Origin of the sequence: Kitasatospora sp. NPDC085464 (assembly GCF_044541955.1) — a bacterium.
Taxonomy (GTDB): Bacteria; Actinomycetota; Actinomycetes; order Streptomycetales; family Streptomycetaceae; genus Kitasatospora.
The window spans coordinates 1-15,898 of sequence record NZ_JBITTM010000093.1; the positions used below are offsets into that span (position 1 = coordinate 1).

Genomic DNA, 15,898 nt, shown 5'->3' on the forward strand with positions numbered 1-15,898 from the left:
TCTCTGTTCGCTGTCATCTGTCATCTGTCATCTGTCATCTGTTCGCTGATATCTGTTCGCTGTCGGCTGTCCGCGGCCGCCCGGGCGCCGTGGCCCCTCACCCTCACCCCTTCGCCCCCGGGAACAGCCACCGCCGCAGCGCCCGCGTCCCCATCCCGGAAGTGCAGCAGCAGGTGCCAGGGCTCGCCCGGGTCGGAGGGGCGCAGCAGCCCGGTGCCGAGGTTGCCGGCGTGTTCCGTGGCGCGGCGAGGATGTTCTTCGCCCACAGCTCGAAGGCCTCCTCGTAACCCGGCTCCACCCGCCGCGCCACGAACACGGTGAACTCCTCGGCCTGCCCGTCCTGCTCCTCGACCGTCCCCTGCGCCGTCGCCGCCATCCTTGCCGCCCCTCTCCCCGTACGTGGCCTCTCCCCGTACATCGCCGCGGCCGCCCGTGCGTCCCCGCACGTCCCCGTCACGTCCCGGACGTCCCGGACAACCCGTACGTCCCCGTTGTGTGCGGCCGCGCGTCCGACCGGCCACGAGCCGCGGGGCAGCCTACGGGCCGTCCGGTGTTCCGCCCACCCGCGCCCGAAGCGTGGGACGCGCGTTCCCCGCCGGGGCTAGCGTGGCCGGAGCGTCCCCACGCACCGGAGGCCCGCCCATGACCGCCACGCCCGCCCCACCTCCCGGCCCCGCCGCCCTTCCGGCTCCCGCCGGCGCCGACGGCTTCGACTTCACGTCCCCGTTCAGCCGTGCCGGCACCGGCAGCAGTAAGTGGGCCCGCACGGGCGGAGTCCCCGGGGTGATCCCGATGGGCCTCGCCGACATGGACCTCCCCGGCCCGCCCGCCGTGGCCGAGGCCCTGCGTCGGCGCGCCGGCCACCGCGCGTACGGGTACACGGTGTGCGACCCGGCCGGCCGCGCGCTGGTGGCCGACTGGTACCGCGCCCGGCACGGCGTCGAGGTGGATCCGGACTGGGTCCTGCTGCTGCCCTGCGGCCCGCGCACCGCCCTGCGCATCCTGCTGGAGACCGTACGGGCGGACACCGGTCGGCCGCAGCCGCCCGTCCTCTTCCCCACCCCCGAGTGGGGAGGCTTCGCCCAGCTCTGCCGCGCCGCCGGCCTCCCGTACCGGGAACTGCCGCTGCACCTCGGCCCGGGCGGGTACCGGATGCCGCGCGGCCCGTTCCCCCGTCCCGCCTGCGCCGTGCTGTTGAGCAGCCCGCACAACCCGTCCGGCACGGTGTGGCCGAGCGGCTCCGTCCGCGGCCTGGCCGGCTGGGCGGCGGACAGCGGCGCGTTGCTGGTCTCGGACGAGGTGCACGGCGACCTCACCCACCCGGGTTCCGGGCACTCGGTGGCCGTCACGACCGCCTGCCCGGAGGACCGGCACCGCGTCGTGACCCTCAACTCGGTCGGCAAGACGTTCAACTGCTCTGGCATCCCGAGTAGTTGGGCGCTCGTCCCGAACCCGGCCCTGCGCACCCGGTTCACCGACGCCCTGGCCGGCTACGGCCTGTGGGAGGGCGGCCTGCTGGAGCAGACCGTGCAGCAGGCGGCGCTGCGCGAGGGCGGCCCGTGGCTGGACGCGCTGCTCACCCACCTGGTCGCCGCCCGCACCCGGTTCACCGACCGGCTCGGGCCCGCCGTCCGTTCGGCCCCGCGGGCTTCCTACCTGCTCTGGCTGGACGCCGCCGCCCTCGGCCTGCCGCCCGCATCCGCCCGGCAGGCGCTGCTGGAGCGCTGCGGCCTGGAGTCCTCCGACGGCTCCGAGTTCGGCCCCGGCGGTCACGGTTCGCTGCGGTTGAACTACGCCCTGCCGGGCTCGGCGCTGGACACCGTCCTGGCGCGGCTGGAGCGGCTCGACCCCGGATGAGGACAGCCACCGACGACCCGCCGGTGACCACGGCATGTGCCGCGGACAAGCACGCCGGATGCACGCCGGGTCCACACCGCGCGCAGACCCTCCCCGAACCCCCGCCTCACCCGTTCGCCACGCCCCTGACCTGCAAAAACGAACGTTCACACGATATTTGCGAAGCGCCCCCGCATGCTCCGTAGCAGACTGGGCAGGGTAGACCGGGCCGCAATCGTGATCCCGAGGATGGTGAGTCCGGTGATACCGATATCCCACACCACTCCGCCCGACCGGCAGAGCGCACCAGCACCCCCACCGGGGGTGACCCCGTTGACCGAATCGGGGGCGCGCAGCCACGTGTCGGGCGTCTGCTTCAAGATCGGACCGCCCCGACTGGTGGGCGTCGAGGTGGAGTGGTTCGTCCATGACGATCGATGTCCGACCCGGCCCGTCCGGCCGGAACTGCTCCACGCCGCGCTGGAGTCGCTGCCTCTCGGCGGCGCCGACGGCACCTCGCTCCCCTCCGGTTCGCGCCTCACGCTCGAACCCGGCGGACAGGTCGAGCTCAGCTCCCCGCCCGCCACCGGCCTCGTGGCCTGCGTCGACGACACCCGACGCGACCTGACCGCCCTGCGCGCCGCCTTCGCGGCACAGGGCCTGCGCCTCACCGGCACCGGGACGGACCCGCTGGCCCGGCCCCGGCGGATGGTGCTGGACCACCCCCGCTACCTGGCGATGGAGCGCTTCTTCGACTCCGCCGGGCCCTGGGGCCGGATCATGATGACGGGCACCGCATCCGTGCAGGTGTGCCTGGACGCCGGCGACGCGGGGGGCCCGCACGCGGTGGACCGCCGCTGGCAGCTGGTCCACCGGCTGGGCCCGGTGCTGATCGCCGCCTTCGCCAACTCCCCGCTGCTGGACGGCAGGCCGACCGGCCACCGGTCGACCCGGCAGACCGTCTGGTCCCGGATGGACCCGACCCGCACCCTGGCCCCGGAGCCGGACCACGGCGACCCGCGCGAGGCCTGGGCACAGTACGTGCTCGACGCCGAAGTGCTGTGCGTGCAACGACCGGAGGGCCTGCCGTGGACCGCCCCTCCCGGACTGACCTTCCGTGACTGGATCCGCGGCGCGGGCGAACGCCCGCCCACCCTGGCCGATCTGGACTACCACCGCACCACCCTGTTCCCACCGGTGCGCCCGCGCGGCCACCTGGAGCTGCGGATGATCGACGCCCAGCCCGGGGACGGCTGGATGGTGGTCGCCGCGCTGGTGACCTCGCTCCTGGACGACCCGCTGGCCGCCGACACCGCACTGGCCGCTCTGGAGCCACTGGACTCCACCGACCGGAAGCAGGGGGCCGATGGTCCGCGAGCGCCGCGCAGCGAGGTCTGGCGCCGGGCCGCCACCCTGGCGGTCGCCGATCCCGAGCTGCGCCGCGCCACCCTCACCTGCTTCGCCGCCGCCGACGCCGCGCTGGGCCGCCTGCCCGGTGCCGGGCGGCTGCGCACCGCCGTCGCCGAGTTCGCCGAGCGCTACCCCGCGCGCGGCCGCTGTCCGGCCGACGAGCAGCTGGACGCTCTGCGCTCCGGCACCCGACGCACTCCCACGGAGGAGGCCGCACCATGACCGACGTCCGACCGAACGGCCCGACCGCAGCCCCCACCGAGGCAGCCGGAACGCCCCGCGACACCGGGGCAGTCCGCTCCACCGGTACGGCCCGCGACACCGGGGCAGTCCGCGGCATCGAGGCGGCCCGCGGCGTCGAGGACCTGCGCGAGACCATCGCCGCCGAGCTGCTGGCCGCCCGCGCCCGGACCGCCGCGCTCACCGACTGCGTCGAGGACGGCGACCTCACCGCCCAGCACTCCCCGCTGATGTCCCCGCTGGTCTGGGACCTCGCGCACATCGGCAACCAGGAAGAGCTCTGGCTGCTGCGCAACGTCGGCGGCCGCGACCCGATGCACCCGGAGATCGACGGGCTGTACGACGCCTTCCAGCACCCTCGCGCCGAGCGCCCCGGCCTGCCGCTGCTGCCGCCGGCCGAGGCCCGTGCGTACTCCCACGAGGTGCGCGGCCGGGTGCTGGACATGCTCGCCGCCAGCCCGCTGGAGGGCGCGCCGCTGCTGGAGGCCGGGTTCGCCTTCGGGATGATCGCGCAGCACGAACAGCAGCACGACGAGACGATGCTGATCACCCATCAGCTCCGCAAGGGCGAGCCGGCCCTCGCCGCTCCCCCGCCGCCGCCCGCGCCCGCCGACGCGGCCGCACTGCCCGCCGAAGTCCTCGTCCCCGCCGGACCGTTCACCATGGGCACGGACACCGAGCCGTGGGCGCTGGACAACGAGCGCCCGGCCCACACCGTCGACCTGCCGGGCTTCCTGCTGGACACCACGCCGGTCACCAACGCCGCCTACCAGCGCTTCATCGCCGACGGCGGCTACGACGACCCGCGCTGGTGGACGCCGGAGGGCTGGGCACACCGGCAGCAGGCCGGCCTGAGCGCCCCGCTGTTCTGGCAGCACCGGGACGGCGAGTGGCTGCGCCGCCGCTTCGGCGTGGTCGAGCCGGTCGCACCCGACGAGCCGGTGCTGCACGTCAGTTGGTACGAGGCCGACGCGTACGCCCGGTGGGCCGGGCGGCGGCTGCCGACCGAGGCCGAGTGGGAGAAGGCGGCCCGGCACGACCCGGCGACCGGCCGCTCCCGCCGCTACCCCTGGGGCGACGGGGCACCCGGCCCCCAGCACGCGAACCTCGGCCAGCGCCACCTGCGCCCGGCCGCGGCCGGCAGCTACCCGGAGGGCCAGTCCTCGTACGGCGTCCGGCAGTTGATCGGTGACGTGTGGGAGTGGACGGCCAGCGACTTCCGCGCGTACCCGGACTTCCGGGCCTGGCCGTACCGGGAGTATTCGGAGGTCTTCTTCGGCCCCGAGCACAAGGTGCTGCGCGGCGGCTGCTTCGCGGTGGCGCCGGTCGCCTGCCGGGGCACGTTCCGCAACTGGGACTACCCGGTCCGGCGGCAGATCTTCGCCGGCTTCCGCACCGCCCGTGACGCGGAGCGCGCCTGATGTGCCGTCACATCGCCTACCTGGGCGAGCCCGTGGCGCCGCAGGACCTGCTGGTGCACCCGCCGTTCGGGCTGTATCGGCAGTCCTGGGCACCCCGGACGCAGCGGCACGGCACGGTCAACGTGGACGGCTTCGGCCTCGGCTGGTACGCGGACGGCGACGAGGTGCCCGCCCGCTACCGCCGGACCGGGCCGATCTGGGCCGACGAAACCTTCGCCGACCTCGCCCGGGTGGTCCGCACCCGTGCGCTGCTGGCCGCCGTGCGCTCCGCCACCGAGGGCTGCGCGGCGGGCGAGAGCGCGGCCGCACCGTTCGCCACCGGGCGCTGGCTGTTCAGCCACAACGGCGCGGTGGCCGGCTGGCCGGGCAAGCTGGACGCCCTGGCCTCGCTGCTCCCGCCGGCCGAACTGCTGGAGCTGGAGGCGCGCACCGACTCGGCCCTGCTGTGGGCCCTCACCCTGCACCGGCTGCGCGCCGGCGCCGGGCTCGGCGAGGCCCTGGCGGGCACCGTCGCGGATGTCGCCGCGCACACCACCGGGCGGCTCAACCTGCTGCTGACCGACGGCATCGCGATCGCCGCGACCACCTGGGGCGACACCCTGCTGCACCGGACCCTGCCGGGCCTCGGGACGGTGGTGGCCTCCGAGCCGTACGACGACGAGCCCGGGTGGACACCCGTGCCGGACGGCGCGCTGCTGCTGGTCGACGGGCGCGGCGCCGCCGTCCGCCCGCTGCCGAGCCACTACTGACTCCCCACTCTCCCTTCATCTTCTGAACAGAGGAACCACCCTGTCATGGACACCTTCGATCTCACCCGACTGCTGCCCGCCGACCACTTCAGCACCGCGCTGCGCCACGACGTGCAGCACGGCCTGACGTCCGAACCCAAGCGGCTGCCGCCGAAGTGGTTCTACGACGCGCGGGGCAGCGAGCTGTTCGAGGAGATCACCCGGCTGCCCGAGTACTACCCGACCCGCGCCGAGCGGGCCATCCTGACCGCCCGGGCCGGTGAGATCGCGGCCGCGACCCGGGCCCGCACCCTGGTCGAGCTGGGCTCCGGCTCCTCCGAGAAGACCCGGCTACTGCTGGACGCCCTGCGGGCGCTCGACACCCTGGAGACCTACGTCCCGGTGGACGTCAGCGAGAGCGCGCTGACCGCCGCCGGCTCCGCGCTCGCCGCCGAGTACCCCGGACTGGCGGTGCACGGCGTGCTGGCCGACTTCACCGCCCGGCTCGGCCTGCCCCCGGAGGGCGGCCCCCGCCTGGTCGCCTTCCTCGGCGGCACCCTCGGCAACCTGCTGCCCGAGGAGCGCGCCGTCTTCCTGCGCGGGCTGCGCGCAGCCCTCGACCCGGGCGACTTCCTGCTGCTCGGCACCGACCTGGTCAAGGACCCCGCGGTGCTGGTCGCCGCGTACGACGACTCCGCCGGGGTGACCGCCGAGTTCAACCGGAACGTGCTCAACGTGCTCAACCGCGAGCTGGGCGCCGACTTCGACCCGGACGCCTTCGAGCACGTCGCGCTCTGGGACGCCGAGCGGGAGTGGATCGAGATGCGGCTGCGCTCGCTGCGCTCGCAGACCGTGAAGATCCCGGCCCTGAACCTGCCGGTGCACTTCGCCCGCGGCGAGGAGCTGCGCACCGAGGTGTCGGCCAAGTTCCGCCGCGAGCGGGTGGCCGAGGAACTGGCGGCGGCCGGACTGCGGCTGAGCCACTGGTGGACCGACCCGCAGGGCCGCTTCGGGCTCTCGCTCTCCGCCCCCGTCTAGGCGGCGCCGCGGGGAACCGCCGGGACCGCCGGGAACCGCCGGGAACCGCCGGGAAGGTGGCCGGGGACCGTCGGGGACGTGGTCGGGGACCGTCGGGGACGTGGTCGGGAGGCTCAATTTGCTTGTTCACCTTACGAATTCTTGAATGGCGAATTGGCCTGCCGGTGTACAAGACTTAAACGAACAAGGGTTACGATCTCGACTACCGAGCTCAGTGTTGAGTACCAGGAGTCAGATCGTGAGCGTCACCCAGAAGCCCTCCGGGGCGGTCGAGGCCCCCGCGCCCGGCCGCCTCGGCTTCGTCGTCTTCATCACCGCCGCCGCGGCCCTCGGCGGGTTCCTGTTCGGCTACGACAGCTCCGTGATCAACGGTGCCGTCTCGGGCATCCAGGAGAAGTTCGGCGTCGGCGACGGCGTGACCGGCCTGATCGTCTCCTCGGCCCTGCTGGGCTCGGCCGTGGGTGCGGCGGTGGCCGGCCGGTTCGCCGACCGGTACGGCCGCATCAAGGTCATGAAGGCAGGCGCACTGCTGTTCGCGGTCAGCGCAGTCGGCTCGATGCTGCCCTTCTCCGCCTGGGACCTCGCGCTGTGGCGCGTCCTCGGCGGCGCTGCCATCGGCATCGCCTCGGTGATCGCCCCGACCTACATCGCCGAGGTCGCACCGACCAAGTACCGGGGCCGGCTGGCCTCCTTCCAGCAGGCCGCGATCGTGCTCGGCATCGCGATCTCCCAGCTGGTCAACTGGCTGCTGGCGAACTCCGCCGGCGGGGACACCCGCGGTCAGCTGCTCGGCCTGGAGGCCTGGCAGTGGATGCTGGGCATCTGCGTCGTCCCGGCCGCGGTCTACTTCGTGCTCGCCTCGGTCATCCCCGAGTCCCCGCGCTACCTGATCCAGGCGGACCGCCTGGCGGACGCCCGCAAGGTGCTCACCGAGGTCGAGGGCGAGGGCGTGGACACCGACGCCCGGATCGCCGAGATCCAGGGGCTGATCGCCTCCGACCACCGCCCGCGCTTCCGCGACCTGCTCGGCGGCCGCTTCGGCCTGCTGCCGATCGTCTGGGTCGGCATCGGCCTGTCGGTCTTCCAGCAGCTGGTCGGCATCAACGTGATCTTCTACTACTCGTCGATCCTGTGGCAGTCGGTCGGCATCGACCAGAGCAACTCGCTGCTGATCAGCTTCATCGGCTCGGTCATCAACATCCTCGGCACCGTGATCGCGATCGTGCTGGTCGACCGGATCGGCCGCAAGCCGCTCGCCCTGATCGGCTCGGTCGGCATGGCGGTCGCGCTCGGTGCGGCCGGCTGGGCGTTCTCCTCGGCCACCGGCAGCGGCGACAACCTCACCCTGCCCGACCTGCAGGGCACCGTCGCCCTGATCGCCGCCAACGCCTTCGTGCTGTTCTTCGCGATGTCCTGGGGCGTGGTCGTCTGGGTGATGCTCGGCGAGATGTTCCCGAACCGGATCCGCGCCGCCGCGCTCTCCGTCGCCGCCTCCGCGCAGTGGATCGCCAACTGGGTGATCACCGTCTCGTTCCCCTCCATGGCGCGGTGGAACCTGTCGGTGACCTACCTGATCTACGCCGCCTTCGCGGCGCTCTCCATCCCCTTCGTGGCGAAGTACCTGAAGGAGACCAAGGGCATCCGGCTGGAGGACATGGGCTGACAGTCGGACATCGGCTGATCCGACAGTCGGACCTTCGGCCCCCTCACCCTAGCGCGATCCGCGCGGGTGCGGGGGCCAAATCGTTCACTCTCCGCGGTGGACCGGGCACCTCCGGTACTCCTGTGCGGCAGGAGGGATGTGTCCTTGATCTTCAACCGGCTTCGCACCCGCAGGACCGCAGCCGCCGCACCGACCGGCGGCTGCCCGTACGCCCACACCCACGCGCACCCGCAGGCCCACGGCGACCTCTCGGCCCCGGGCGCCCACCCGCAGACCGCGCCGACGCCCCTGCCGCCCCAGCCGGACGCGCCGACGCTCCCGCTCCCGCTCCCGCCGTCGGCTTCCGCTTCGGCTTCGGCTCCCGTTTCAACTTCCGCGTTCGTTTCGGCTTCGGCTTCGGCTTCGGCTTCGGCTTCGCAGGATGTGCAGCAACTGCCGTCCGAACCGCCGCCGTTCACCGACCCGGCGCAGGCCGCGGACTTCATCCGGCAGTTCCACCACGAGCAGCCCGCCGCCGGGTCGCCGGAGCCGCGACTGCGGGCCGTCCTCGACGAGATCGACCGCACCGGGAGCTACCGGCACACCCCCGCCGAACTCACCTACGGCGCCAAGCTCGCCTGGCGCAACGCCGCCCGCTGCATCGGCCGGCTGTACTGGCGCAGCCTGGTGGTCCGCGACCTGCGCCACCTCACCTCGGCCGACGAGATCGCCGCCGAGTGCTTCGAGCACCTGCGACTGGCGGGCAACGGCGGGCGGATCCGCCCGGTGGTCTCGGTGTTCGCCCCCGACCGTCCGGACCGCCCGGCCGCCCGCATCCTCAACCAGCAGTTGGTCCGCTACGCCGGTCACCGGGTCGACGGGGAGGCCGACGGGGTGGTCGTCGGCGACCCGGCCGGCGCCGCGCTCACCGCCCGGGCCCGCGAGCTGGGCTGGAAGTGCGCCGAGGACCGCTTCGAGGCGCTGCCGCTGCTGGTCCAGGAGCGGCCCGACGAGCCCCCCGCCTGGTACGAACTGCCGGACGACACCACGCTGGAGGTGCCGCTCAGCCACCCCGACCACGTCTGGTTCGCCGACCTCGGGCTGCGCTGGTACGCGGTGCCCGCGATCAGCGACATGACGCTGGAGATCGGCGGTGTCCGCTACCCGGCCGCACCGTTCAACGGCTGGTACATGGGCACCGAGATCGGTGCCCGCAACCTCGCCGACGCCGACCGCTACGACATGCTCGGCACCGTCGCCGAGCGGCTGGGCCTGGACACCTCCAGCGACCGCACGCTCTGGCGCGACCGAGCGCTGATCGAGCTCAACATCGCCGTGCTGCACTCCTTCCAGGAGGCCGGGGTGACGATCGCCGACCACCACACCGAGTCGGAACGCTTCCTCAAGCACGTCGCCCAGGAGGAGCGCCTCGGCCGGCCGACCCCGGCGGACTGGAGCTGGATCGTGCCCCCGGTCTCGGGCGGTCTGACGCCGGTCTACCACCGGTACTACGACCCGGTGGACCCGGCCCTGCGGCCGGCCTTCGTCGCGCGCGACCCCTGGTAGCCCCCGGGTCCGAGGGCTACGGACCCGGAGGGCGAGACGGACCCCCAGGACCCCCAGGACCCGGAGGGCAAGGAGGACGAGGAGGACGAGGAGGACGAGGAGCGCCGGAGGACGCGGACGCGGAGGCCTACGGGCGCGGGGCGAGGCGCTCGAAGCGCAGGGCGAGCCCGTCGAGCAGGGCCTCCAGGCCGGTCTCGAAGGCGCCCTCGTCGACCGTCCCCCGGTGCCCGGCCAGCCGGTGGGCCTCACCGAGGTGCGGGTAGTCGGCCGCGTCGTAGACCTCGGCGTCCGCCGGGAAGCCGGCCGCGAAGGAGGCCAGCGCGGAGCCGGTGACGAAGTAGCGCATGAGCGCACCGATCCTGGTCGCCTGGCCGCGCGGCCACCCGGCCTCGACCAGGTGCCCGAAGACCGCGTCGGCCAGGCGCAGCGCGTTCGGCCGCCGCCCCGGGCCCTGGGCGAGGACCGGGACGATGTTGGGGTGGGCGGCCAGCGCGGCGCGGTAGGACCGGGCCCAGTCGCGCAGCGCCTCCGGCCAGGGGGTCCAGGCCTCCCCTGCCGCGGCGACCGCCCCGGCGGGTCCGAGCGCCCCGGAGGACCCGGCCGCCCCTGCGGGTCCGGCCGCCCGGACGGGCCCGAACATCGACAAGTCGACTTCGCCGATGACGCTGTCCACCACCGCGTCCAACAGCTCGTCCTTGGTGGCGAAGTGGTTGTAGAGCGAGGGCCCGCTGACCGACAGCTCGGTGGCGAGGCGGCGGGTGGAGAGGGCGTCCAGCCCTTCGTCGTCGATCAGTCGCAGAGCGGTGACGACGATGCGCTCGCGGCTGAGCAGCGGGGTGCGTGGGCGGGCCATCTCGGCGGCGTCCTCCGGTTCGTCCGGTCGGGTGCGGTGGGGACCGATTCTGGCAGGTGCCCCTTCCCAGCGCGGGCCGGGCGGGGCTACAGTCCCCCCATAAAACTTGCAGCGCTAGTTTAATCGGCCCGGACCTCCCCCCGGGTCCGGATACGGGATTCGGGAGCCGCCGTGAACCTGGAGTTGTCCGAGGAGCAGAGCGCCGTCCGGGACCTCGCCGCCGCCTTCACCGACCGCGAGATCGTGCCGTACGCCACCGAGTGGGACCGCGCCGAGTCCGTCGACCGCGCGATCGTCGGCAAGCTGGCGAAGGTCGGCTTCCTCGGCCTGACCATCCCCGAGGAGTACGGCGGCAGCGGCGGCGACCACCTCGCGTACTGCCTGGTCCTGGAGGAGCTCGGGCGCGGCGACTCGGCCGTGCGCGGCATCGTGTCCGTCTCGCTCGGCCTGGTCGCCAAGTCCGTCAACGGCTTCGGCACCGAGGAGCAGAAGCGGCACTGGCTGCCCAGGCTCACCTCCGGCGAGGCGCTCGCCTGCTTCGCGCTCACCGAACCCGGCACCGGCTCGGACGCCGCCAACCTCACCACCCGCGCGGAGCGGGACGGCTCGGACTGGGTGCTCAACGGCACCAAGACGTTCATCACCAACGGCACCTGGGCCGATGTCGCGCTGGTCTTCGCCCGCACCGGCGGCGACGATCCCGAGCAGGGGGGCCACCGGGGCATCACCGCCTTCCTGGTCCCCACCGACCTGCCCGGCTTCACCCGCACCGAGATCCACGGCAAGCTCGGCCTGCGCGGCCAGGCCACCGCCGAACTCTCCTTCGAGGACGTCCGGGTGCCGGACGGCGAAGCCCGGCTCGGCGAGGTCGGCAAGGGGTTCACGGTCGCGATGGCCGCGCTGGCGAAGGGCCGGATGTCGGTCGCCGCCGGCTGCGTCGGCATCGCCCGCGCCTGCCTGGAGGCCGCGGTCCGCTACGCGGGCGAGCGCGAGCAGTTCGGACGGCCGATCGCCTCGCACCAGCTCGTCCAGGAACTGCTGGCCGGCATCGCCGTGGACGTCGAGGCGGCCCGGCTGCTCACCTGGAAGGTCGCCGACCACGTCGAACGCGGCCTGCCGTTCGCCACCGAGTCCTCCGTCGCCAAGCTCTACGCGAGCGAGGCCGCCGTCCGGGCCGCCAACAACGCGCTCCAGGTGTTCGGCGGGTACGGGTTCATCGACGAGTACCCGGTCGGCAAGTACCTGCGCGACGCGCGGGTGATGACCCTCTACGAGGGCACCAGCCAGATCCACCAGCTGCTCATCGGGCGCGCCCTCACCGGCATCAACGCCTTCTGACATCCATAAGAGCATCCCACCCCTTTCGCCAAGGAGCCCGACGACGTGCGTCCCGTCTACTTCGCCGCAGCCCGCCGCACACCCATCGGCCGGCTGCGCGGCGCGCTCGCCACGGTCCGCCCGGACGACCTCTCGGCCACCGTGCTGCGCGCCCTGCTCGCCGACGTTCCCGCCCTCGACCCGGCCCGGATCGACGACGTCTACTGGGGCGCCGCCAACCAGGCCGGCGAGGACAACCGCAACGCCGCCCGGATGGCCGTCCTGCTGGCCGGCCTGCCGGAGACCGTCCCCGGAGCCACCGTCAACCGGCTCTGCGCCTCCGGACTGGAGGCCGTCACCCTCGCCGCCCGGGCCATCGGCTCCGGAGAGGCCGACGTGGTGCTCGCCGGCGGCTGCGAGTCGATGACCCGCGCCCCCTTCGTGCTGCCCCGGCCCGACGAGGCGCTGCCGCACCGGATGGAGACCTACGACACCCGGCTCGGCTGGCGGCTCACCAACCCCCGGATGGCCGAGCTGCACGGGGTGCTCGGCATGGGCGAGACGGCCGAGGAGGTCGCCACCCGGTACGGCATCACCCGCGAGCGCCAGGACGCCTTCGCGCTGCGCAGCCACCAGCGCGCGGCGGCCGCCCGCAAGGACGGGCACTTCGACGCCGAGCTGATCCCGGTCCAGCGGCCGGACGGGGTGACGGTCGGCCAGGACGAGGGCATCCGGGAGGACACCAGCCTGGCGAAGCTCTCCGGGCTCAAGCCGGTCTTCCGGCCCGGGGGCACGGTCACGGCCGGGAACGCCTCGCCGATGAACGACGGTGCGGCCGGACTGGTCCTGGTCAGCGAGGAGGCGCTGCGCGACCTCGGCCTCCAGCCGCTCGGCCGGTACGTGGCCGGCGCCTCGGCCGGGGTGCACCCGGACGTCATGGGCATCGGCCCGGTGCCCGCGACGGCGAAGGTGTTCGGCCGGGCCGGCTGGACGCTCGCCGATCTGGAGACGGCCGAGCTCAACGAGGCCTTCGCCGCCCAGGCGCTGGCCTCCGCCGACGGCATCGGGTTCGACCCGGAGCAGGCCGACGAGCTGGTCAACCCCAGCGGCGGCGCGATCGCCCTCGGGCACCCGCTGGGCGGCTCCGGCGCCCGCATCCTCACCACCCTGCTGCACCGGATGCGCCGGACCGGCGCCCGGCGCGGCCTGGCCACCATGTGCGTGGGCGTGGGGCAGGGTACGGCCGTGCTGGTCGAGAACGTCTGACAACGGACCGAGAACGTCTCACCACGGACAGGGACGGACCGTCCGCTGTCCCACTCACTCTTCCTTCCAAGGAGTTCACATGACCCGTTTCGCGGGGAAGGTCGCCGTCGTGACCGGCGCGGCGCAGGGCATCGGTGCGGCCACCGCCCGTCTGCTGGCGGAGGAGGGCGCGGCGGTCGCCGTCGTCGACCTCAGCGCCGAGCGGGCGGCCGGGACGGTCGCCGAGATCACCGCCAAGGGCGGCAACGCCCGGGCGTACGGCTGCGACGTGGCCGACTACGACGCGGTCGAGGCGGTGTTCGCGCAGATCGCGGCCGACCTGGGCGGGGTGCACGTCCTGGTCAACAACGCCGGGATCACCCGGGACAACCTGTTCTTCAAGATGCCCAAGGCCGACTGGGACGCGGTGCTGACGGTCAACCTGACCAGCGCGTACAACTGCAGCCACGTCGCGCAGAAGTACATGGTGGCGCAGAAGTACGGGAAGATCGTCTCGCTCAGCTCGCGCTCCGCCCTCGGCAACCGCGGCCAGGCCAACTACGCGGCCGCCAAGGCCGGCATCCAGGGCCTCACCGCCACCCTGGCGATCGAGCTCGGCCCGTTCAACATCAACGTCAACGCCGTCGCCCCCGGCTACATCGCCACCGCGATGACCGCGGCCACCGCCGAGCGGGTGGGCGCCACCGCCGAGGACCACCAGACCGAGGTGGCCGCCCGCACGCCGCTGCGCCGGGTCGGACAGCCGGAGGAGGTCGCTGCGGTGGTCGCCTTCCTGGCGAGCGAGGACGCCTCGTACGTCAGCGGCCAGACCCTCTACGTCAACGGCGGTGCGCGCTGACCTGACGGCGGCTTACCGGGCGCCGGTGAACTTGGTAAAGTTGGCCAACACGGTGAAAACTGTGAAGACGATAGTGATTTACTGACTGACCGTCAGACGGCCGTCCCAGATGCGGGGTTACCTTCCCCTGGGACGGCCTTTACCTTTTCGCGTGGCCGAGCGTGACCATGCCCTTGATCGGACTACCCCACCAAATGACTATGGCATGATCATGTTGCAGTCGATGGGATGGCCGGACCGACCCGACCTGACCAGGTCGGGCCCAGCGTCCCCCTCAAGGAGTCCCATGGGCAGCCCCGCCTCCCTCCGCCGCGCCCTGGCTCTGCTCGCCGTCGGGGCCACCGCCCTCACGGCCGGCACCATCGCAGTACCGGCCGTCGGCACCGCGACCGCCGCCCCCTCGCACGACCTCGCGGGCGTCCACGTCCGCCCGGCCTCCTTCGGCCACCACAACGCCCAGGCACGCCCGGCGCCGCTGACCACCACCCAGTGCGTCAGCCAGATCGGCATCCACTGCTACTCGCCGCTGCAGTACCGCGAGGCCTACAACCTCAACCCGCTGTACCAGCAGGGCGTCACGGGCAAGGGCCGCACGATCGTCATCGTCGACTCCTTCGGCTCGCCGACCATCCAGCACGACCTGGAGGTCTTCGACAAGCAGTGGGGCATCCCGGACACCAACGTCGAGGTGGTCAAGTGGGGCAACGTCCCCGTCTTCGACCCGACCAACCCCGACCACACCGGCTGGGCCGGCGAGACCACGCTGGACGTCGAGTACGCCCACGCGGTCGCCCCCGACGCGCACATCATCCTGGTCGAGACCGGCGTCGCCGAGACCGAGGGCACCACCGGTCTGCCCGAGATGATGGACGCCGAGAAGAGCCTCATCAAGCAGGGCCGCGGCGACGTCATCTCGCAGAGCTTCGGCGCCACCGAGAACACCTTCCCGGGCTTCGACAAGGGCGACTTCAAGTCGATCACCGACCTGCGCTACGCCTTCCAGGCCGCCGCCGACCGCAACGTCACCGTGCTCGCCGCCTCCGGCGACAACGGCGCCACCGACGCCAAGGAGAACGGCACCGACCTGTACCCGTTCAAGGTCAACTCCTGGCCGTCCTCGGACCCGCTGGTCACCTCCATCGGCGGCACCCAGCTGACCCTGGACGACAGCGGCAAGCGCACCGCGGACGACAAGGTGTGGCACGACAGCTACGGCGCCGGCGGCGGTGGCGTCTCCGGCGTCTTCGAGCGCCCGTGGTACCAGGCCGGCGTCGCCAACGTCACCGGCAACCACCGCGGCACGCCGGACATCAGCATGAGCGCGGCCGTCGACGGCGGGGCCTGGACCTACGAGTCCTACGACCCGACCGCGGTCGGCTGGCACCTCACCGGCGGCACCAGCGAGGCCACCCCGATCTTCTCGGGTGTGGTCGCGCTCGCCGACCAGCTCGCCGGCTACCGCCTGGGCCAGATCAACTGGCGCCTGTACGGCCTGAGCCTGCTCCCGAGCCAGTGGAGCGGCATCAAGGACGTGAAGGAGGGCGACAACGGCTGGAACGGTGTCACCGGCTACAACGCCGCCCCGGGCTACGACCTCTCCAGCGGCCTGGGCACCGTCGACGCGGCCAAGTTCGTCCACGCGATCGCCGGTCGGTGATCGGGTGTCGGCCGGGTCGGGCGGTAGCGGCTGACCGAGCCGACAGCCGGCACAGCTGACACATGACAGCGGACAGCTGACAGATT

At 73.1% G+C, this 15,898-nt stretch carries 13 protein-coding genes; 11 read left to right on the forward strand and 2 right to left on the reverse strand.

The genetic code is table 11. The features are described from left to right. Window positions 1–103: 103 nt before the first annotated feature. Window positions 104–376: a hypothetical protein gene (locus ACIGG8_RS42015; protein ID WP_396553853.1), complete on the reverse strand. Its 273-nt coding sequence runs from the start codon at window positions 374–376 to the stop codon at window positions 104–106. A gap of 266 nt (window positions 377–642) precedes the next feature. Between ACIGG8_RS42015 and ACIGG8_RS42020 the strand changes: the two genes are divergently transcribed. The 7 genes from ACIGG8_RS42020 (at window position 643) to ACIGG8_RS42050 (ending at window position 9,881) form a co-directional block, all read left to right on the forward strand. Beyond that, a complete protein-coding gene (locus ACIGG8_RS42020; protein ID WP_396553854.1) occupies window positions 643–1,857 on the forward strand; it encodes a MalY/PatB family protein in 1,215 nt (404 codons plus the stop codon). Window positions 1,858–2,085: 228 nt separating this feature from the next. Then, a complete protein-coding gene (gene egtA / locus ACIGG8_RS42025; RefSeq protein WP_396553855.1) occupies window positions 2,086–3,468 on the forward strand; it encodes an ergothioneine biosynthesis glutamate--cysteine ligase EgtA in 1,383 nt (460 codons plus the stop codon). Beyond that, window positions 3,465–4,907 (forward strand): ergothioneine biosynthesis protein EgtB, encoded by a 1,443-nt coding sequence (egtB, locus tag ACIGG8_RS42030; RefSeq protein ID WP_396553856.1) that lies wholly within the window; start codon window positions 3,465–3,467, stop codon window positions 4,905–4,907. The genes egtA and egtB overlap by 4 nt, the downstream gene beginning before the upstream one ends. Then, window positions 4,907–5,656, forward strand: a complete 750-nt coding sequence (gene egtC, locus ACIGG8_RS42035; protein WP_396553857.1) for an ergothioneine biosynthesis protein EgtC — start codon at window positions 4,907–4,909, stop codon at window positions 5,654–5,656. Before egtB ends, egtC begins: the two co-directional genes overlap by 1 nt. A gap of 45 nt (window positions 5,657–5,701) precedes the next feature. After that, window positions 5,702–6,673, forward strand: a complete 972-nt coding sequence (gene egtD, locus ACIGG8_RS42040; protein ID WP_396553858.1) for an L-histidine N(alpha)-methyltransferase — start codon at window positions 5,702–5,704, stop codon at window positions 6,671–6,673. Window positions 6,674–6,911: 238 nt separating this feature from the next. After that, entirely contained in the window at window positions 6,912–8,336 is a 1,425-nt protein-coding gene (locus tag ACIGG8_RS42045) for a sugar porter family MFS transporter (RefSeq protein ID WP_396553859.1), read from the forward strand. Window positions 8,337–8,759: 423 nt separating this feature from the next. Beyond that, a complete protein-coding gene (locus ACIGG8_RS42050) occupies window positions 8,760–9,881 on the forward strand; it encodes a nitric oxide synthase oxygenase (RefSeq protein ID WP_396553860.1) in 1,122 nt (373 codons plus the stop codon). Between the two features lie 127 nt (window positions 9,882–10,008). On the opposite strand, the gene ACIGG8_RS42055 is transcribed toward ACIGG8_RS42050, so the two are convergent. Continuing rightward, window positions 10,009–10,734 (reverse strand): TetR/AcrR family transcriptional regulator, encoded by a 726-nt coding sequence (locus tag ACIGG8_RS42055; RefSeq protein ID WP_396553861.1) that lies wholly within the window; start codon window positions 10,732–10,734, stop codon window positions 10,009–10,011. A gap of 171 nt (window positions 10,735–10,905) precedes the next feature. Here ACIGG8_RS42055 and ACIGG8_RS42060 point away from each other — a divergent pair, with 171 nt between their 5' ends. The 4 genes from ACIGG8_RS42060 (at window position 10,906) to ACIGG8_RS42075 (ending at window position 15,812) form a co-directional block, all read left to right on the forward strand. Beyond that, on the forward strand, window positions 10,906–12,072 hold the full coding sequence (locus ACIGG8_RS42060; RefSeq protein WP_396553862.1) for an acyl-CoA dehydrogenase family protein: 1,167 nt from the start codon (window positions 10,906–10,908) through the stop codon (window positions 12,070–12,072). Between the two features lie 45 nt (window positions 12,073–12,117). Next, complete coding sequence (locus tag ACIGG8_RS42065) at window positions 12,118–13,317, forward strand: thiolase family protein (protein ID WP_396553863.1); 1,200 nt, start codon at window positions 12,118–12,120, stop codon at window positions 13,315–13,317. Between the two features lie 79 nt (window positions 13,318–13,396). Further along, window positions 13,397–14,155 carry a 3-oxoacyl-ACP reductase FabG gene (fabG, locus tag ACIGG8_RS42070; RefSeq protein ID WP_396553864.1) on the forward strand — a complete coding sequence of 253 codons (759 nt, stop codon included), beginning with the start codon at window positions 13,397–13,399 and terminating at the stop codon, window positions 14,153–14,155. Window positions 14,156–14,441: 286 nt separating this feature from the next. Next, window positions 14,442–15,812: a S8 family serine peptidase gene (locus tag ACIGG8_RS42075; RefSeq protein ID WP_396553865.1), complete on the forward strand. Its 1,371-nt coding sequence runs from the start codon at window positions 14,442–14,444 to the stop codon at window positions 15,810–15,812. Window positions 15,813–15,898: the final 86 nt, after the last annotated feature.

Coding starts and splice junctions, on each gene's coding strand:
- egtC (WP_396553857.1), top strand. CDS start 4,907: ATGTGCCGTCACATCGCCTACCTGGGCGAGCCCGTGGCGCCGCAGGAC.
- egtD (WP_396553858.1), top strand. CDS start 5,702: ATGGACACCTTCGATCTCACCCGACTGCTGCCCGCCGACCACTTCAGC.
- egtA (WP_396553855.1), top strand. CDS start 2,086: ATGGTGAGTCCGGTGATACCGATATCCCACACCACTCCGCCCGACCGG.
- fabG (WP_396553864.1), top strand. CDS start 13,397: ATGACCCGTTTCGCGGGGAAGGTCGCCGTCGTGACCGGCGCGGCGCAG.
- ACIGG8_RS42055 (WP_396553861.1), bottom strand. CDS start 10,734: ATGGCCCGCCCACGCACCCCGCTGCTCAGCCGCGAGCGCATCGTCGTC.
- ACIGG8_RS42015 (WP_396553853.1), bottom strand. CDS start 376: ATGGCGGCGACGGCGCAGGGGACGGTCGAGGAGCAGGACGGGCAGGCC.
- egtB (WP_396553856.1), top strand. CDS start 3,465: ATGACCGACGTCCGACCGAACGGCCCGACCGCAGCCCCCACCGAGGCA.
- ACIGG8_RS42075 (WP_396553865.1), top strand. CDS start 14,442: ATGGGCAGCCCCGCCTCCCTCCGCCGCGCCCTGGCTCTGCTCGCCGTC.
- ACIGG8_RS42020 (WP_396553854.1), top strand. CDS start 643: ATGACCGCCACGCCCGCCCCACCTCCCGGCCCCGCCGCCCTTCCGGCT.